General features: G+C 47.7%; 18 protein-coding genes. 6 read left to right on the forward strand and 12 right to left on the reverse strand.

The annotated features are described in order from the left end of the window. Positions 1-10: 10 nt before the first annotated feature. Positions 11-967, reverse strand: a complete 957-nt coding sequence (locus tag N8M53_RS01780) for an IS110 family transposase (RefSeq protein ID WP_269579255.1) — start codon at positions 965-967, stop codon at positions 11-13. A gap of 346 nt (positions 968-1,313) precedes the next feature. Between N8M53_RS01780 and N8M53_RS01785 the strand changes: the two genes are divergently transcribed. From N8M53_RS01785 to N8M53_RS01795, 3 genes are all read left to right on the forward strand, one after another. Beyond that, positions 1,314-2,888 carry a hypothetical protein gene (locus tag N8M53_RS01785; RefSeq protein WP_269579256.1) on the forward strand — a complete coding sequence of 525 codons (1,575 nt, stop codon included), beginning with the start codon at positions 1,314-1,316 and terminating at the stop codon, positions 2,886-2,888. A 51-nt stretch (positions 2,889-2,939) separates the two neighbouring features. Continuing rightward, entirely contained in the window at positions 2,940-3,758 is an 819-nt protein-coding gene (locus N8M53_RS01790) for a potassium channel family protein (RefSeq protein WP_269579257.1), read from the forward strand. 72 nt (positions 3,759-3,830) lie between these two features. Further along, positions 3,831-4,547: an FRG domain-containing protein gene (locus N8M53_RS01795; RefSeq protein WP_269579258.1), complete on the forward strand. Its 717-nt coding sequence runs from the start codon at positions 3,831-3,833 to the stop codon at positions 4,545-4,547. A 201-nt stretch (positions 4,548-4,748) separates the two neighbouring features. On the opposite strand, the gene N8M53_RS01800 is transcribed toward N8M53_RS01795, so the two are convergent. From N8M53_RS01800 to N8M53_RS01825, 6 genes are all read right to left on the reverse strand, one after another. Continuing rightward, positions 4,749-5,423, reverse strand: coding sequence for a YagK/YfjJ domain-containing protein (locus N8M53_RS01800; RefSeq protein WP_269579259.1), 675 nt, complete (start codon positions 5,421-5,423; stop codon positions 4,749-4,751). A 402-nt stretch (positions 5,424-5,825) separates the two neighbouring features. After that, positions 5,826-6,044: a hypothetical protein gene (locus N8M53_RS01805; RefSeq protein ID WP_269579260.1), complete on the reverse strand. Its 219-nt coding sequence runs from the start codon at positions 6,042-6,044 to the stop codon at positions 5,826-5,828. After that, positions 6,044-6,457 carry a hypothetical protein gene (locus N8M53_RS01810; protein ID WP_269579261.1) on the reverse strand — a complete coding sequence of 138 codons (414 nt, stop codon included), beginning with the start codon at positions 6,455-6,457 and terminating at the stop codon, positions 6,044-6,046. Before N8M53_RS01810 ends, N8M53_RS01805 begins: the two co-directional genes overlap by 1 nt. Next, positions 6,454-6,639: a helix-turn-helix transcriptional regulator gene (locus N8M53_RS01815; protein WP_077673846.1), complete on the reverse strand. Its 186-nt coding sequence runs from the start codon at positions 6,637-6,639 to the stop codon at positions 6,454-6,456. Before N8M53_RS01815 ends, N8M53_RS01810 begins: the two co-directional genes overlap by 4 nt. A gap of 119 nt (positions 6,640-6,758) precedes the next feature. Further along, complete coding sequence (locus N8M53_RS01820; protein WP_269579262.1) at positions 6,759-7,607, reverse strand: hypothetical protein; 849 nt, start codon at positions 7,605-7,607, stop codon at positions 6,759-6,761. A gap of 3 nt (positions 7,608-7,610) precedes the next feature. After that, positions 7,611-8,909, reverse strand: coding sequence for a tyrosine-type recombinase/integrase (locus N8M53_RS01825; RefSeq protein WP_269579263.1), 1,299 nt, complete (start codon positions 8,907-8,909; stop codon positions 7,611-7,613). 575 nt (positions 8,910-9,484) lie between these two features. On the opposite strand from N8M53_RS01825, the gene N8M53_RS01830 reads away from it, so the two are divergent. Together N8M53_RS01830 and N8M53_RS01835 are read left to right on the forward strand one after the other, a co-directional pair. Further along, positions 9,485-9,820, forward strand: coding sequence for a helix-turn-helix domain-containing protein (locus N8M53_RS01830; RefSeq protein WP_269579264.1), 336 nt, complete (start codon positions 9,485-9,487; stop codon positions 9,818-9,820). Next, positions 9,813-11,219, forward strand: a complete 1,407-nt coding sequence (locus tag N8M53_RS01835) for a HipA domain-containing protein (RefSeq protein ID WP_269579265.1) — start codon at positions 9,813-9,815, stop codon at positions 11,217-11,219. The genes N8M53_RS01830 and N8M53_RS01835 overlap by 8 nt, the downstream gene beginning before the upstream one ends. A 177-nt stretch (positions 11,220-11,396) precedes the next feature. Here N8M53_RS01835 and N8M53_RS01840 read toward each other — a convergent pair whose 3' ends face one another. Both N8M53_RS01840 and arcA read right to left on the reverse strand, forming a co-directional pair. Continuing rightward, entirely contained in the window at positions 11,397-12,527 is a 1,131-nt protein-coding gene (locus tag N8M53_RS01840) for a DUF3103 family protein (protein WP_269579266.1), read from the reverse strand. A 227-nt stretch (positions 12,528-12,754) separates the two neighbouring features. Continuing rightward, the gene (arcA, locus tag N8M53_RS01845) at positions 12,755-13,975 is read right to left on the reverse strand and encodes an arginine deiminase (RefSeq protein ID WP_269579267.1); all 1,221 of its coding nucleotides are present in this window, start codon (positions 13,973-13,975) and stop codon (positions 12,755-12,757) included. Positions 13,976-14,302: 327 nt separating this feature from the next. On the opposite strand from arcA, the gene rraB reads away from it, so the two are divergent. Next, positions 14,303-14,683 carry a ribonuclease E inhibitor RraB gene (gene rraB, locus N8M53_RS01850; protein WP_046073947.1) on the forward strand — a complete coding sequence of 127 codons (381 nt, stop codon included), beginning with the start codon at positions 14,303-14,305 and terminating at the stop codon, positions 14,681-14,683. A gap of 71 nt (positions 14,684-14,754) precedes the next feature. Here rraB and N8M53_RS01855 read toward each other — a convergent pair whose 3' ends face one another. The 3 genes from N8M53_RS01855 to N8M53_RS01865 all read right to left on the reverse strand — a co-directional run bounded on the left by N8M53_RS01855 (position 14,755) and on the right by N8M53_RS01865 (position 18,969). Further along, positions 14,755-15,279: a GNAT family N-acetyltransferase gene (locus tag N8M53_RS01855; protein WP_332301569.1), complete on the reverse strand. Its 525-nt coding sequence runs from the start codon at positions 15,277-15,279 to the stop codon at positions 14,755-14,757. 215 nt (positions 15,280-15,494) lie between these two features. After that, a complete protein-coding gene (locus N8M53_RS01860; RefSeq protein WP_046073949.1) occupies positions 15,495-15,878 on the reverse strand; it encodes a DUF2061 domain-containing protein in 384 nt (127 codons plus the stop codon). A gap of 232 nt (positions 15,879-16,110) precedes the next feature. After that, a complete protein-coding gene (locus tag N8M53_RS01865; RefSeq protein ID WP_269579268.1) occupies positions 16,111-18,969 on the reverse strand; it encodes a valine--tRNA ligase in 2,859 nt (952 codons plus the stop codon). Positions 18,970-18,977 lie beyond the last annotated feature (8 nt).

The following is an 18,977-nucleotide window of genomic DNA, read 5'->3' on the forward strand; positions in this document are numbered from 1 at the left end:
GTCGTCAATCCTAAATTTTTGCGAGATTTTTATCCCACATCACGCCGTCTCTGAGCATCGAATTTAAGATCACTACCATCTTGCGCACACAGGCAATAATGGCGACTTTTTTCGGCTTTCCAGCGGCGACTAATCGGGTATACGTGGCTTTAAAAACAGGATTACATTGCATCGCAGACATCATCGCCATATACAACACGGTGCGAACTTGAGCACGTCCACCTTGGATCACTCGTTTGCCTTTATATCGCCCACTTTCTTTTGTCACGGGTGCAACACCAATGAGTGATGCCGCTTGTTTGTTAGTTATATAGCCCAGCTCAGGGACGTTACTGATGATAGATGCTGCCGCAATGCTACCAATGCCAGGCACGCTTTGTAAGAGCGTATTTTTAGTCTGATATTCAGGGCATGCTTCAATCAACTTCACGAGTTTTTGTTCGATGTTGGTGATTTGATTTTTCATCGCAGTGAGCATGGGTTTGATGGTTGAATGCAAGGTTTTGGGCAGTATCTGCAAGCGGTTCTTTTCCATCGTTTGCATAGATAGGAGCTGGTTTCTCCTGGTGACTAAGTCACTCATTAGACGTATATTTTCCGCCTTGATAATGGTGATTTCAGGCTTAATGGCGTCGCCATAATGTGCGATTAACTCAGCATCTAAGCGGTCATTTTTCGCTCTGCGCCCAATGGCGCCGGCGAAGCGTTTAATGTGCACAGGGTTGGCGCGTACGATGGGTAAATTGGCTTCAATACACGCGAGCACAAAGGACATTTCTAATCGGCCAGTGGCTTCAATGATGATGCGCTCAGGCTGATATGGCTTGATGATTTTCAATGCATCTTTAATGCCTTTATCAGTGTTTGGCACAGAGAAGAAGTGCGCAGTTGGTCTGACGTAGATGTCGAGTTGCGCTTTGCCGGTATCGACGCCGATGTAGATGTTTTGATTGGATGAAGTATTCATAATAAGCTAACTCTTGTTTGCGTAATACGGGTTCGAGACCCAGTCGAGTATTCGAGTTTGGTGCTTGGAGTTCTAAGGTGCGTTCATGTTTGTTATCGGTCTCTCGACAGAGGAGCCAGCATTCAATCGAACTGCACATTAGAAAGCTTTAGTTGCAGCTAAAGCCTGGGTCTCACTTTACCCAAATTCGGGTGAGATTATCCATACAATAAATTTAAGAGTGATTCACAACGCTTGGTGCTCTCACTTCAAGCCAGTTTAGTGTTTATGGCACAATGCCTTAGGTAAGGTGTTAGCGTTGTTCACACCTTAATTTGGCGTTAGGCTCTTCTACATAGGAAGTTAAATGAGTGTCGAGAAAGAACTAAGAGATTATTTGCATGCGAATCTCAAAGAATTAAATACAAAGTCGAGAGATATAGATTTAATTCTCTACTTTTATGGGTTTGGAAAAGATCTATGGCCTACCTTAGAGGATGCAGCCATTGAGTTTAACGTCGGAAATTCCGAGGGTAGGCGGTCGGAGCGTCCACGACAAATATTAAATTCGAAATTCAAAAAATCAGCTAAATTAAGCGACTTTTCTCAGTTGAGTAAGTTCTCTAAATATTTGAACTCGTCTCCCGTCCATTCCTTTGAAGATTTAAAGAAATATATGGGGATATACGGTGTCTTTGATGGGACTCAAAATATAGTCGCTCTAATAAGACTGCTCAATGATCTTGGCGAAGCCAAGGAATATGAAATATATACTGTTGATTTTCAGGAGCTGACTAGATCCAAATATAGCGAGAACAGCGAAGTAATTGTTGGAACAAAATCAAGAGTCAAGTTTCTACAAAAAGCCTATAAAAAATCCAAGACAATACCAGGACTGCTTGGAATTGCTAAGCTGCAATACTTTATGGAAGATATAGATCTGGAAGAAATTGATACCAAAATAGTATTGAATGCAATTAAATCACACTCAGATTCATGGTTTTATAAACATGATGGTGAGGACTATTACCTCTTTGAATCTAGAGACAACACGATCGTTAATAGCCTTGAGAAAATTAAAAATATCACTAGCGAAGAAGACTTAGATACTTTGGCAATAGTCCTAGAAAACTCATTAAGAAGAAGAACAGCTCCAAAGAAAAGAAATTACCCCCCAAAAGAAGTAATAAAACAGTACCTGTTAAGATCTAAGCACACACAAATTAAAAGCTCCATCGTTCACATAAATGTTGAGCCAGCAGAACTCACTGATATAGAACGGGCTGTTAGTAAATATCTCGCTGAATCTGACGTAAATGACTACCCCACGATATCAGAATATTTGATATCTTTAGATTTTGAAAAACCAACTATTGATAAAGCTGTATTTCACTCACCTTTAATTTTCGTCGATAAGAGTCAAGGTCGATATCACTACCGTTACAGGCTAGTCGGAAAAAGCGTAAGTAGTTCCGAATTGGCTGATGAGTACGAAGTTTTTCGACAAAGATTAATTAAAGCTTCATCTGATGGTACTGATGGTGCTAATAGCGTGACAACAAGAAAAGAACACCATATTTTAAGTCAGTGGCTATTTGAGGGAAAAGAAAAAGAGCATTGCGCAATTTGTAAAAAAGAGTTTTCAGTGAAGTCATTAGTTACTGCGCACAAGAAAAAGCGAAAAGACTGTGCCGAAAATGAAAGAACAGATCCACATATAGTCATGCCATTGTGTGTTTTTGGCTGTGACTATTTATATGAGAAGAGGATGATCTATATCGAGTCTGGTGTTGTAATTCGAAGTGATTACCCCGAAGTAGGTTATGGATTTGAGTTAAGCTATATAAATGAAATCAAAGGGAACAATATTGACGCTAGGTGGCTTGAAGGTGGTGACCAATATTTTCCAAAGCCTAACAAGAAAAAGCAGGCGGACGCATAAATGCGCCGCTGTTTTTGGCGTTAGCGAGTAGAGGTTTATCATCGATCTATTATGAAAGAAGAACTAAAAAGTACACTGAAGTTTTTGTTGGTTTTTGGCGCTATTCCGTTTTTGTACTTTCATGCCTTTATCTTTAGCGTCATTTACTATGATGATTCTTTGGAAATCGCATTGTTTGTTGTTCTTCCCTTGATGTGGCTTTGCTTTTCCAGAATCATGCGATATATGCCAAAATCAATGCATCTCATAATGAGAAAAGGGAAATCAAAAACGGACTTTAAGAAACCTTCTTTGCCAATATATTTAGAAGCACTAATTTGGTATCCGATTGTAGTTGCAATCTATTATCACCTTCACTCCCGGTTTTTGTTGCTGAGCAATCTTGACAATGTTGGTGATGGACTAATATCCATATTGAGTGGTTACGGAGCGTACTTCTTAGCTACTCTGATAGGTGGTGTGGCATCAATATTTGTAATCGAAAATGTCTCATCACTGAGAAGGGACATACCGAATGAGCAATGGATAGCAATACGAAACCGTATTTCATCTGTCTTAGTTTTGTACTTTGGAGTGATTTTCTTTTTTTCTGGTCTGTACCGGTGGGTATCAGAAAACATAGAAGGGAGCTTTTCTAAACCGATAGAATCGACCGTTGATTCTATATATTTTAGTGCGGTCACAGTTACAACTCTGGGGTATGGGGATATCACGCCAACAGCAGTTGTGTCTAAACTTACTGTGGTTGCTCAAAGTATAATGGGTGTGATTTTGCTCGCCGTTCTTATCGGTTTAGTGATTTCTGTATCCTTAGTCAGTAAAGATACTGAAAAACCTAGCGCGGAAGGTAATGAGTCCGCTAACAAATAGCTGCACCGGACAAAATACTCGCTGCGCTCGCATTTTTCCGGTGAGCTAGGCGTTAGCTTATTCGGAGGTAAAATGAAAACAAAAGAAGTAAGTAGCTTTGAAGATTTACATTCTGCATTGAGCCAATATAGAGCAGATAATCGTTGGGTATTTAGAGGTCATAGCGACCCAGATTGGGAGCTCAAGCCAAAAGCAGGTAGATTGCCTTACTCAAAGCAAAATGATCTGACTTACTTTAAGGCTTGGCGTAGACGAGCAGTTGAATTTAAAACGGAGAGTTCCCCAACATCTGAGTGGGAGTGGCTCGCTGTAGCTCAGCATCATGGTTTACCAACTAGGTTAATGGATTGGACATATAACCCTTTAGTAGCTGCTTACTTTGCTGTAAACGGTCCAGCAAATTCAGATGCTGTAATCTATTGTTATAAATCAACAAAGTTCGTTAGTGATGCGTCTTGCAGACTGGAAGATTATCGCGGCGGTGTTGTGTTGTATAAACCTTACGCAGTTGTACCTAGAATTAGCCGTCAAAGTGGTTTATTCACATTACATCCAACCCCAGAGGAATCGATGCTTGACACTTCTGAAGCTGAGTATATCGAACGGATTATTATCAAGAAAAACTATCGAGATAAGTTGAAATTTGAGTTAAATCAGTACGGAATTAACAAATTAAACCTATTTTCTGATTTGGATGGTCTATCCGAGCATATATGCTGGCATATTGAGAATTCAGATTATTGGTCAAATCACGAAGAGTTCATCGAAACACTGGAAAACATAAGCTAACAAACGAGTATGTCGTCAATCGTTAAGTTTTGACGAGGTTTTATCCCACATCACGTTGTCTCTGAGTATCGAATTTAAGATCACCACTATTTTACGCACTCGGCGGCAACAAATGTGGAGAGGTGTTAACAGAGTTCGCCTTGTCTGCAACTGCGCACTTTCACCCTTCAAAACTGCGCAGTGTTTTGCGCACTTTTTGACTCACGACCCGCGCCCCACAAAGGTTAGCGACGCAAAGATGTCATCGGTGTCCGGTTTTTCTTTTTTGTCTACAAGTGCGCAATTCTTCGGTTTGAATTTAACCCTACTGATACCATAACGTTTAGCCTGGCCGGGCCTATATCGTTTCCCTTTGTCGTTGGCTTTGCCACGCACTTTAGCGAGATACGAGAGCCAGTAGATGATCTCAGCTTTGGCGTGTAAGCTCCCTCTAGGTAGTACTTTAAAACCGCATCCTTGTACATGGCCTCCTTCAAAGGCTGCCCAGTAATCGTCAATGGTGGTTTGAATGGTATGGAAGTGATTCACCTTTGAGCCATCAAGAAAGAGCACGCAATGGTAATGCTGTTGTTTGGCCTTTTCATGCTCTCTCACCCATAGATAGCCAATGTTAGGCGTTTTGTAGCGCCGCTTTAAGGCTTGCACCACCAGCGAGAACAAGCGGCTCACCGTTGTGCTATTGTCTGTGTATTCGGTTAAGTGCAAATCAAAACGAAAGCAGAATACTCTCGCGTAGTGAGATTCCATCGCTTCCAACTGACCGACCAAACGCTGGAGAATGTCAGTGTAGAGCGGCGACAAGTTTGGCCCAGTATTGACCTCCCAGCAGCGACCGTCTTTGGTTTTGAAAAATCCCGTATTAGTGGAGTAGGGCAATTCCTGCTCTCCTTTTCATTACTCCACCAGCTCCTTTTTCATCACCGTTTGCGGCTTCAAAGTCGCTTCGCACGCATCGGAAGTCGGCGAACCAAAGTGTATTGCCCTTATTTCTCTTATCAGTGATATGGATATTGGGTGGAAGATATTAATAAAACCCGACATACTTCCCCAGGATCGGTAAGTGGCCACTATCAACGTGATTGCAAGGCTGCCAAGTCGCTCTCAGTAACCAAGCGCTTTGAAACAAGTAGAAATACGCTTAAGAAACCTTGAAAACATATCTCACCTCGTCTCAGTACCATTAGAACAGAGGTTTAGCTGATAGCAGTTACTTACTTTTGCCACTGCCAATAGAAATGGCTGCCAACACTGACAGCCACTGGTTTGAATGATTTTTTACTATCGGCGGCGCGGGGGTATATCGTCTCGGCTAGCCTGTAAGTGACGTTTAGCCGTTGTCGCGAGCTCCTGCATTGCCCATATAACCCCCTTACAATGTTGGTTATCAACGTCCTCAAAATGAGCAGTACCCAGTACGACAGTTAGGCTCTCTAGCTGACACAAGGCTTTATCTGCCAGCTCTGCGTGATCAACGGGATGCTTGGTTAAACTCGTCATTACGCTACCTCACCTAACGCTTGTGGCTCCGACTGAAAAGCGGCTAGCAGCGCATTGCAATCGCGCTTTGATAACGGCTCAGCTCCCCGTTTGGCTCGCCAGTTGTTAAGCAAATAAATCGCGCTTTTTGCCGCATCGAGATCAGTAAGCCAGTAGCGTTTAAACATGGCCTTGTAGCCGCGCACACTGGTAAACGGTGCGGGCTGATCGGCGATGCGCACATCATGACGAATGCGGAGAAGGCTCATATCCGTTGGCAACGTGATACTCCAAAACTTGCCGGCCTCATCCAGCAAGTTGGCATGAGTGAGATCTCGGATATTCACGTCCAGCGGATGTAGGCCAGCTTTACCACGGCGTAAAAGCTCTAACAGACACAGTTCGGCCTTACTTGGTGCAGGAAGTTTACTCATTGTTGCCACTCCCCATTAAGCCACGCCTCATAGTCAGCTTCACGCCAGCCAATCGTGCGTCCGTTGATTTGCCGAGGGGCAGGGAATGATTGCTCCTTGCGCCACCAGCGCCAAATGGTTTTAGGGGAGCGCCCGACAAGGGCTGACATTTCTTTAAGAGATACAATGCGGTTTATTGCCATGCTCTATTACTCCATCGGTTAACTTGAGAACATGGCTAGCTAATATAAGGATGAATTTTCGGGTGGGTACGCACTTAGTTAAGTATTATTTGTAGTTAATAACTTTAAACTATCTTTACTCATTTCTTTCGTTTACCTGAAATCCAATTTCCTACGGTGACAGGGTTTGCGTCGATAGGGCCAATTCCGTCTCTTGCAAATTGGGCCTCCAGCACATCACATGCCGCGTATGGATTTTCTATAACTTCAGCCCCTAAATTAGGGTGTGACTCGATAAGTAAACGTATTAGGTGGGCCTGTTTTTTTTCAATCCTAGGTGGTCGAATACTCTGAGCTTCCTGCTCCGCTTGCCGCAGGGCAGTGGCAATTTCTTGGTTGTTGTAGCGAGTATTTAAAACTTCCACACCATGTATCGCTCTATGTAGCTTTTCGAGGTCAGATTTAAGCACAAGCCTTTCCGAGCTCAAATCTGGTATAGAGATACGAGCCAATTCTACATCTCTCAAGCCACCCTCATACTGTATGTGATTCAAATCAGTTGGGCTAACCAGTGTGTATTCGCCATTGAAAAACAGTTGGTCCTTTACTACCCATAGTCCACTAGCTAAAGCATCGTAAGTTAAAAATGGAGGGAGATGGGGATCACTTAAAGCCATAGGCCCTACACCAATTAACGAGCAAAACTCCGACTCAAAGTTCTCACCCTCATCCAAGCTTTCGATAAGTTCTATGTCCGATGAGAAATTTTGAAAAAGTGCTATTTCTCTGAAGCTCTCAGTTTTTGGCCTCAATGTTGCTCTGCATGTTTCATCGTCAAGCTCGACACACAGCTTAACGGCCCCCACCTCATGCCAATGATAGATGTCCTCTTCCTCGCAACCTAACAACCTCGCCGCTCGCGCCACTGAGCAGTATTCAAGAGGTAATAACGGTGGCAATTGGGCATCCGTTTTTTTCTTTGTTGACATGGTTTAATCCCTCCCTACAAATGCCACTACATTGGTGACAGTTGTGTTTTCGTTTAATCGTTGCTCCCATGATTCCAAAGCTCTTCGCTTCTCGGGCAGGTATTCATAGCGGTCATAGTGTTTGCTGGATACGTCATTTAGTGCATGGTTCTGAATGCGGTCCCGCAGTGATTTGGAAATGCCAATCTCTCCCATCAGGGTTTTACAGGTGCGGCGAATGTCGCGGGGAGTGAATGACGAAACAAAAGGCGTTGCCTCTCTGTATCGAGTAACGGCCTGAGAAAGCGAATCCATTCGGATATGCTCATCGCGGTTTAAGCGGTGCGGAAAAATGAAGTCAGAGTCTTGGCTTGCCTCGCGCAGTTGTTGAAGAACCACCAGCGCGGATTCAGTCAGGGGAATGATGTGCTCTCGCTTATTTTTAGACAGATCACGACTTACCAATAGCGATTTCTGTTGCCAATCTACCGCTTCCCACTTCGAAGCCGCCAGCTCGTAAGGTCGCTGGCCCCCAGTATAGAGGCAAAGCAAAATGAGGCACCGGATAGTATCACCCATTCTAAACCGTTCATATTCCCCGTTCAGGTCGGCGATTAGCTGGATCACTTCACCTATTTTGAGGTAGTGATTACCCACGCGCTCTGCATCTTTCTGTTTGGGGATAGCCGTCATTGGGTTAAACACCAACCCAAACTTTGCCTCATCAATGAAGTTAGCAGGATCGTTATCGTGCCTTAGTCCGTAGTTAAACGCGGCCATCAGATAGCTGCGTACACGGTTTGACTGCGTTCTCGCCCCACGCCTTATCATTTCCGCCAACACCAGTTTTAACTCGTGCGTGGTGATATTCTTGGCTTTGGTGGAAGGAGGTATAATCGGATACACTTCCTTCTCAAGAGATGCGAGAACCGCTTTGTGGGTACGCTTACCGTCCCGCACCATTTGTGCGACATAGGCTTCAAACAATTGCTGTATTGAACCCTTCCTTGCCTCCTCGCGTTTTGCGCTTTCCTGTTCACGCCTTTGCGTTTCGATTTGCTCTTTCGGGTCAATCCCTTGTAAAAGCAACTCCCCCAGCTCTTTCTGTTTTGCCCTTGCCTCAGTAAGCGACAGCGCAGGAAACTGGCCTAACGGAATGAACTTCGCTTTGCGGTCCATAAAGTAACGAAACACAAAACGCTTGCCGCCCTTTGGCGTGACTTGCACTGCCAGCTTGCCCGTTCCGCGTTCACTATTACTGTCCCACTCATAGTAGGGTTTGGCTTTGGGTTTTAGCCCCCGAATAGCACTTACCGTTAACATGGCACATTCCCTCACTCAAAGATTCCCTTGTTTGACTACGGCGATTTTTAGTCAAACAATTAGTCAAACAAGAGCGTACCTGAATGAGACTATGCGAGAAAAGACAAACTGAAGAGGTGTTTGTAACTAGTTGAATTAAGTCACAAATAAACTAATATGAGATGATGTGAGATTTTATCGAAAACAGCCATATCACGACTCATAATCGATTGGTCCCCAGTTCAAATCTGGGAGGGGCCACCAGATTCTATAAGGTTAGTAAGCGTAGTGTTTACTAACCTTTTTTGTACCTGACGATTATGGATCAGGTAATGGGTCAGGTAAGCCCCGATCACGCACTCTTCTCTGTCTCCTCCCAGTACTAATCCGAATACTGCGCTGTTGCCAAATGTGTCCTTCTGGCGGATAAATCTCTCCCATAGAGAACAAGGAGAGATTAAACCCACAAACCAACCATAAGTAACTTAAATTGCACTTATAGATTGTTTCTTATACATTCACCACAAAAGTGAGTTATATTGAACTTATGTGTTGAGGCGAACTCGATAATGACAAAAGTACATTAAAAGGCACTTATGAAAAAAGGTAAGAGTGTAAAGGCACAACCTATGCCTGATTTGAATACCGAGTTTAGTATGGAAACGCTGGGGAGCGCCATTCGCTCAAAGCGCACCGATAGAGGTTGGCGTATCGATGATCTCGCTTCAAAAGCCAACTTATCTCGTAGAACAGTCATGAAGATAGAAAAAGGCGATACCAGTGTCACCTTTGCCAATGTACTTGTCCTCATGGACATCTTAGGGCTGTCGTTACGCCTTATCGACCTAAATCTATTTGCTCGTCCACATAGCCAAATAACCTTCCAAGCGGAAAACAGCGTGATAAGCAGTGAGGACGGTTGGTATGAGTAAGTTACAACAGCTAGACGTGTTTATCGGTACGAATACCAAAATTGGTCGTTTGATTCTCCCCGTCGGAACAGAAACAGAGTTCTCATTCATCTATGAAGATGAATGGAAACACACGGGGTTCCCGATTTCACCACACATCCCTTTCGATGATCAGGCTTCGCCACGCAGTATCGAGAACTATCTTAGAAATCTCCTTCCTGAAGGAGAAGCCTTTGAGGAGATGATACAAAACACCACTATCTCCAAAAGCAACACGTTCGGGCTGATTCGTAAGCTTGGTGCAGAAACATCTGGCGCATTATCTTTTCGAGTGTCAGGTTCGGAGCCTCAAGAAACTAGCTTTAGACCTGTACCTAATGAGGAGTTAGTAGACCGACTAGAGCGTAACTTTGCGCCATTGGTTTATTGGGACGGTAAGGTTCGCCTTTCGGTTGCAGGTGTGCAAAACAAGTTAAACGTACTTAAGCGCGGCGATGAATGGGGGTTTGGGGAGGGAAAATTGAGTTCCAACTGTATTCTGAAGTTTGAAAGCGGTAAAGCACCGTGTATTGCTGTTAATGAGTTCTTCTGTATGACATTAGCCAAGCTATCTGGTTTGGACGTCGCTAATGTCGAGTTAACTCGCATTGGGAAGACGAGGACACTGAGCATAGAGCGGTTCGATCGTGTCTATATCGAGGCTCGTGATGTCGTTCAACGAAAACATGTGATTGATGGCTGTCAGGCAACTGACTTACCTCCAGGCTACAAATACGAGCGTCAGAATGGGGATGAAGGCGATGGCGTGTATATGCGTGATGGCGTTTCTTTCCCACGCCTACTGAGCGTTAAAACTATAGACACGGTAATCACCAATCTAAAGCTTACCCAATGGATGCTCTTTAATCTCGCAACACTAAACTATGATGCTCATGGTAAAAATATTAGCTTCTTCGTCACTCCTAAAGGCCTAGAGCTGACCCCTTTTTATGATTTAGTGAACATAGAAGCCATCGCTCAAGAGGGAGTAAAGCGCAATTCGCGAAGCGGTGAATTGTCTGCTGATGAGGGGCGGGCCGCCAGTATCCCTCAATATTTTGCAATGTCGATTGGCGATTGGGAAAGTGAAGACTTTCAAAGTCCGCCGAAAGGTAACTTCCAACGTCCAATCACCAGCTATGATTTAGCCGAGTTCGGTGCTCTACTCGGTTATTCAGGCACTAAAATGGCTTCCATAATGGTAGAAACCGTTGGTGCTATAAAAAATGCCCTGAAGGAAGCGGTTGACCTTACCGAAGCTCAAGGAATCGACGATGGGGAACGTGAACACATAGAGCTGTGTGTGTCACTCATCCAAACAGAGTGTGAATACTTGCTAACGCAAGCCGACAGTGTGCCAGAAATGAGTGAGCTTCTTTAATGGAAAATGCAGGGGAACCAAACTCGACAAGTTCGGCTTGATGATTTTGTAACGATTTCAGTTCATGGTTCAAATCCCGTATCCATTCCCACGCCAGAGCGTGGGAACGAGTAAAAAACCACATACAAAAAACGCAGCCCCAAGGCTGCGTTTTGGCTTTCTATCCCCAGTCCAAGATTATTCTGTCGGTTCGATGGTCAGTGGTTCCCAGGTGGCGGTGGTGTTGCCGCCGGCGCTGGGGTGGTCGCGGTATTCGCGGTCTTTGAGTAGGGTGTAGTACACGTCCACAAAGTCATCATCGTTGGTGAGCCAGCCGTCGGGGATGGCTTCAATGATTTTGCCGGTGATCTTGGTGATCACGCCATAGGCTTGTACCTCTAAATCGGGAATGGCGGCAATGATGTCGCTCGCTACTTCGTTTAACTTCAAGGCCAATTCTTTGTAGTTGGTGCCGTCGTCTTGCTCCATCAAGATCACGTCTGCCGCGCCCCAGCGATAACGCTCCCAGTGGATCATCACCTGATTAGGATGATAGGTGGTTTGGTCGTAATCCAAATAGGGCATATCGACAATATCGAGCGTGGGTTCGTCACGGCTGGGGTTCACGCCGGTGACAATCGCGTAAACCTCGGCCGCGCCGGAGATCCAAGGCTCTTGGTCGTCTTCAAGGCGGATTGATTTGAGCACTGTGGTGTCAATAGGCTCGGCCGGGCCTTGTGCCATCATTGGCGCGTGACGACGCATACGGGGCGCTGGGGCTTGCTCGGCCAAGGTGCGGCGCATCACTTCTAGGCCAGCTTTAAGTGAGGCCTCACCATTGGCATCCACCACCAAAATAGGGCGGTCAGGCAACTGATGAACATCTAGCCAGTGTACCTTGCCCTCGGTGTCGTAGGCTTCAATCTGGGTCCAGGTTTTATCATCGCCTGCTGGTTCAAAGGCAAACAGCGGCGCTTGGCCGGCTTGCCAGCGCGCGAGCATGCTGGGGTCTGCCAGACGCACTTCAAGCAGCTGATCGGCGACGTCTTCGACCCCTTGTGCCTCTCGCAAGGCGCGGTCGGCGGCGCGCAGTTGATCGTTAAGCTGATGTGCGCGCGTTTGGGTGAGGCTTTGTAGCGACGCATTCAAGCCATAGGCATTAATGCTACGGTGGAGCACAGGTGCTAATAGCGCATAGTCTTGGCTAAGTTGTTTGGCGGTGTCGCGTTTTATATCAACCACTGAATTATCGGCATTGGCCGCAAAAGTGGGAGTCAAAGCTTGGGTGATGCCAGCCAATAATAGGGCAATGAGCGTATTTTTCTTCATCGCGTTTCCTTTTTGTTGTGTTTCCAACTGACGCCAGCGGATGCTGACTAAGGCCATCATGCGACGTAAATGAGAAATAATGCTATTTAGAAAATAATGTGATGTGAGGCGAGTTCATAAAAAAGGCGCAACCGCAGCATGAAATGTGTCACTTTTGGTACCAAGGTGTGCGAGTGGCAAAAAAACGCCCAGCCAAGTGGCCGGGCGTTAAAGTGAAAGGCGTGAGGTTAAATGCCGTCGCGTTCAAGCGGGCAGCTCATACAGCGTGCACCACCGCGGCCTCGACCCAGCTGGTCGCCCGGGATAGAGAGCACCTTGATCCCGGCTTTGTCGTATTTCTCGTTGGTGTAGGTGTTGCCTTCATAACCAATCACCACCCCTGGTTTGACCGTGAGCACGTTGTTGGCATCGTTCCATTGTTCACGCTCGGCGGCATAGCTGTCACCGCCAGTGGTAATGATGTTGAGCGGGCCGACATCGAGTGCTTTTTCAATCGCGGTGAGGTAGCAAGACTGCGCTTCTACGTTTAGGCTGTCTTCGCCTTTGCGGGTTAGGCGCCAGCATGGCAAGTCGGGGCGCATCACGGTGGGATAAACCGAGAAGGTGTGCACGTCCATGTGGGTCATCACCGTATCTAGGTGCATGCACGAGCGGTTTTTCGGCAGCTGAACCGCAATCACTTCTTTGGCTTGGCCACTAAACAGCAGGCTACGCGCCAGTTGCTCAACCCCTTGTGGGGTGGTGCGCTCAGACATGCCAATTAATACCGCGCCACGGCCAATGACCAGCACATCGCCGCCTTCAATCATGGCGTTATCGTAGTCACGTACCTCATCACCGAGGTAATTAATAAACGCGCTGCCCGCAAATTCAGGGTGCCAGCGGTAAATTGCGCGCAGATGGTTGGTTTCACGTTGGCGCGCCGGTTTCGCCATGGGGTTGAGTGATACGCCACCATACACCCAGCACGAGGTGTCGCGGGTAAATAGATGGTTGGGCAGCGGCTCAATCACAAAGTCGGTTTTATCGTGCATGGCCTGCATCATTGAGGATGATTGCACGGGCAAGTCGATATAGCTTAAACCACCGAGCAGAATGTCAGCCAGGGTGCTGTGGTCAATGTCTGCCAAGTAGGCGCGTACATCACTGGCGAACTGATATCCGAGGCGGTAGTGATTGAGCTGAGTATCGAGCAGCCATTGTTTGGCCTCGGGCACGGCCAGGGTTTCGACCAGTAAATCGTGGAGCAGATACACGTCGACGCCTTGGTCGGTCAGGGTGCGGGCAAACATGTCATGCTCTTCCCCCGCGCGCTCAACAGCCAGCACATCATCAAACAACAGTTCATGGCAGTTAGATGGCGTCAGGTGGTTCAACGCTCGTTCAGGGCGGTGAAGCAGTACACGCTTCAGTTGCCCAACTTCAGATCCAACGTAAAACTCACTCATGGTAGGTCCTCTTTTTCCTTAATACGGGCCAGGTAATGAGACAAACAGCGTATTGCACACACGGGCGGTGTGCTCACCGGTTAGCTGGGAATGCAGGCCGTTTGCACAGGGTGGGCGTGTCTCATCTCCTCCTTGGATGCTCGAATAATGACAACCTTCTCGGGGGAGGTCAATGTTACAAATCACTAACAATCTCGCCGGACTAGCAAGGTCACAGAAAATTCATTAACTTGGCGGTTTTCTCATCAGCGAGACCATGATGAGCCGTGGCATTTTTTGCTAAACCGTGCCATATTGCGCCGGTATTCATTTTCTGGAGTCGCGTCTATGTCACAGGCTGAACTTATCGAACAACAACACCAAGAAACGCGGATGATCATCGAGGAGCTTCTCGCCGATGGCAGTGATCCTGATGCGCTGTATACCATTGAGCACCACCTGTGTGCCGATACTTTTGAAGCGCTAGAAGATGCGGCGGTAGAAGCCTTTAAAATGGGCTTTGAAGTGGCCGAGGCTGAAGAGCTTGAGCTGGAAGAGGGCGGCACTATCGTTTGCTTTGATGCAGTGATGGAAACGGCTTTGAATGCTGAGCGCATTGATGAGCAAGTTGAAAAGTTGGTGGCGTTAGCTGATAAGCACAACATTGATTACGACGGCTGGGGCACTTACTTCGAGTCGGATGAAGAGGAAGGCCCTGAGGGCGAGTAACGCGCGATCCGGTTGAACGACTGAGTATAAAGCCACGAAAACGTGGCTTTTTTTGTGCCTGGAGGGGGGGGTTAGAGCGTCTTTATCATGGTGACTTCACAGCTATCGTGGCCGGTGTTGCCCATACGCGGGCACAGGGTAAAGCCGAGTGATTGATACAAGGCAATGGCGGCGGTGAGGTTGGCGGTGGTCTCGAGATAACAGCGTTGATAGCCCCATGCACGCGCTGTTTCCATCGCCTGAATCGCTAATTTTTTCGCCATCCCTTTGCCTCGCAGTGCGGGCAAAAAATACATTTTTTGCAGCTCGCACACGCTATCGTGACCCGGCAAAGGGGCAACACCGCCACCGCCGAGGATTTTCCCATCGGCCTCAATCACCCAATAAGCGGCATGCGGGTGGGTATATTGTTCGCTGAGGCAGTCAAGAGTGGGATCAGCGACGATAAACCCGGCATCGGCACTGAGGCCGTGCTCGGCAGAGACGCGACGAATCACATCGGCAATCGCAGGGTTATCGTTTGGTGTCATTAAGCGCACGGTTAAAGGTGCGTGTGAGCTTGGCTCGCGTAAATATTGGGGACTATCCTTGGCCATCAAGACACTCCAAATAATACATGTATCAGTAATCTATCTCACCAGGTTGGCTTTCACAACGCAGCACGAATGTTGAAGGAAAAACTGACAGGGGGATACAATATTGACAGCGTCGTCGTAAATGTCTTTTTGGTGAAACAAGGAGATACTGCCTTTTAACCACTGACAGTGCTCCCCTTGGTGTTAGTTATACCGTGATTAAACCGATGTTTTTTTTAATGATGATGCCCCAAGTGAAGCGGTGCGGGTTTTACCGCATGGCGACGTTGCCACACCTTTTCGTGGAAGAAGTACGCCAAGGTGTTGATGCTTGGCTCAACCAGCGCCAGTGCGCCACCGACCAACCAATCGCCACTGATTAAATAGCCCACCAAAAAGGCAACGTTAAAGTGCACGACCGCAAAGCTGGCCGTTTTGACCGCGGGGCGCGCTTGGCGGCTAAGCTGCCAGAGTTTTTCATGAAGATAAAACGCCCCGGTATTGACGGTGGGTTCGGTCATCGCAATCAGGCTGCCAATGATGATATCGCCGGTCAGCACATAGGCCACGGTAAAGGCGATAGAAAAGTGGATAGCGGCAAAACTGAGTGTCTTCTTCATGGTGTAGCTCCTTATTAGCAACACGCGTTTAATCAACACTGACAGTATGCACAGAGACTGTCGATAAATAAAAACGGTTCTCACTATCTTTTACATAGAGGCGAGCTATCAACGGCGATCAGTGCTCGGGATAACAAGCGTTTAGAAACTGACCAAGCCAATTTTTCGCGGAGGTGGGGCATAAAAAAGCCACACCGAGCGGTGTGGCTTGATAGGCTGAGTGAGCCGAGGATTATAGCGCGGCGATGGTCGCTTTTTGCTCACCAAGCTTGGTGAGGCTCTCACGGTAGCCATCGAGCTTTTCACGCTCTTTCGCCACCACAGCTTCAGGTGCTTTGGCGACAAAGCTTTCGTTGCCCAGCTTGCCTTCAACACGCTTGATTTCACCTTCTACGCGAGCGATCTCTTTATCCAGACGTGCTAACTCGGCGTCTTTATCAATCAAACCTGCCATCGGGATCAAGATCTCTGAGCTGCCGACCAACGCAGAGGCACACGCAGGTAAGGTTTCGCTACCGTCAAGCACGGTGAAACTGCCGAGTTTCGCCAGAGCATTCAAGGTAGTGCGGTTGCGGGTCGCACGCTCAGCATCACGGCTATCTGCGGCTTTTAACATCACCTCAAGCGGCTGGCTTGGCGCAATGTCGTATTCTGCGCGCAGGTTACGGATGCTGACGATAAACTGCTTCACCCACTCAATGTCTTCTGAGGCTTGCGCGTTAACACGGCTGGCATCAAATTGCGGCAACGGCTGGTTCATAATGGTGTCGCCGTCGACACCGTCAACCAGTGGTTTGACGCTCTGCCAAATCGCTTCCGTGATGTATGGGATCACAGGGTGCGCGAGACGTAAGGTTTTTTCCAATACGGTGATCAGAGTGTAACGGGTGGCACGTTGCTGTGCGTCGTCACCTTTCCACAGTACGGGTTTGGTGAGCTCCAAGTACCAGTCACAGAACTGGTGCCAGATAAACTCATACAAGACACCGGCCGCCATATCGAGGCGATAGTTGTCGAGATGAGTATTGAAGTCTTTCGCCGCTTGCTGGAACTGAGACTCGATCCACTGATCGGCCAGTGAGAATTGCATCTCGCCACCGCTCATGCCGCAATCTTGCTCTTCGGTGTTCATCAGCACGTAACGGCTGGCGTTCCACAGCTTGTTACAGAAGTTGCGATACCCTTCAAGGCGCTTCATGTCCCAGTTGATATCACGACCGGTTGAGGCCAGTGCCGCGAGGGTAAAGCGCAGTGCGTCGGTACCGTGGGCTTCGATGCCATTCTCGAAGGTTTTACGGGTCGCCTTTTCAATCTTTTCTGCCAGCTTTGGCTGCATCATGTTGCCGGTACGCTTGGCAACCAGCTCGTCAACACTGATGCCGTCAATCATATCGAGCGGGTCGAGCACGTTACCCTTGGATTTTGACATCTTGGCGCCACTTTCATCGCGGATAAGACCAGTCATGTAAATGGTCTTAAACGGCACTTGTGGCTTGCCGTTTTCATCTTTGATGAAGTGCATGGTCATCATGATCATGCGCGCCACCCAGAAGAAGATGATGTCAAAGCCTGACACCAACACATCGGTAGGGTGGAAGGTTTTCAGTGCATCGGTGTTTTCTGGCCAACCTAGGGTACCGAAGGTCCAAAGCGCGGATGAGAACCACGTATCCAACACGTCTTCGTCTTGGCGTAGCGCCACATCGTCGCCAATCTGGTTATCGCGACGTACTTCGTCTTCGTCACGGCCTACATACACATTGCCTTGGTCGTCGTACCAGGCAGGAATGCGGTGGCCCCACCAAAGCTGGCGTGAAATACACCAATCTTGCACGTCACGCATCCACGCGAAGTACATGTTCTCGTACTGCTTAGGCACAAATTGGATATCGCCGTCTTCAACCGCTTTTACCGCCGGCTCTGCCAATGGTGCGGTGCGCACATACCACTGGTCGGTCAGCATTGGCTCAATCACCACGCCGCCGCGATCGCCATATGGCACAGTCAGATCGTGATCTTTAATTTCATCCAATAAACCCAGCGCATCAAATTCGGCGACGATCGCTTTACGTGCGGCAAAACGCTCTAGGCCTTGGTAGTTTTCTGGTAGGGCACTATCGAAAGCATCACTTGGCTGGCCTTTGTGATCAAACACTTCTGCTTGATCGCGAATGTCGGCGTTCAAGGTCAGGATGTTGATCATCGGTAGCTGGTGGCGCTGGCCGACTTCGTAGTCGTTAAAGTCGTGCGCAGGGGTGATTTTCACACACCCGGTGCCTTTTTCCATGTCGGCGTGTTCATCGCCCACAATTGGGATGCGACGATTAACCACAGGCAGCAGCACGTGCTTGCCAATCAGGTCTTTATAACGCGGGTCTTCTGGGTTGACCGCAACACCGGTGTCGCCCAGCATGGTTTCTGGACGGGTGGTCGCCACCACGATGTAATCTTTGCCTTCAGCGGTTTGAGCGCCATCAGCGAGTGGATAACGGAAGTGCCACATGTGGCCTTTCTTGTCTTTGTTTTCCACTTCTAAGTCGGAAATGGCCGTATGCAGCTTAGGATCCCAGTTCACCAGGCGTTTACCGCGGTAAATCAGGTCTTCTTGGTGCAGGCGAACAAACACTTCTTTCACCGCGTTAGAAAAGCCTTCATCCATGGTGAAGCGTTCGCGATCCCAGTCGACAGAGGCCCCTAAACGGCGCAACTGTTGGGTAATGGTGCCACCGGATTCGCCTTTCCATTGCCAAATTTTGTCAACAAAGGCCTCACGACCGTAATCGTGTTTGGTTTTGCCTTCTTCGGCGGCGATCTTGCGCTCCACGACCATCTGCGTCGCGATACCGGCGTGGTCCGTTCCCACTTGCCATAAGGTATTGTTGCCCTTCATCCGTGCGGCACGGGTCAGGGTATCCATAATGGTATCCTGGAACGCGTGGCCCATATGCAGGCTACCGGTCACGTTTGGAGGTGGGATCATGATGCTGAATGCATCTTTGCTGGTATCACCATGAGGTCGGAAATAGCCCGCCTCTTCCCAGCGCTGATACAGCGCTTTTTCGATTGATTGTGGATTATATGTCTTTTCCATAGCGCTCT

It is taken from the genome of Salinivibrio kushneri, assembly GCF_027286325.1.
Classification (GTDB): Bacteria; Pseudomonadota; Gammaproteobacteria; order Enterobacterales; family Vibrionaceae; genus Salinivibrio; species Salinivibrio kushneri_A.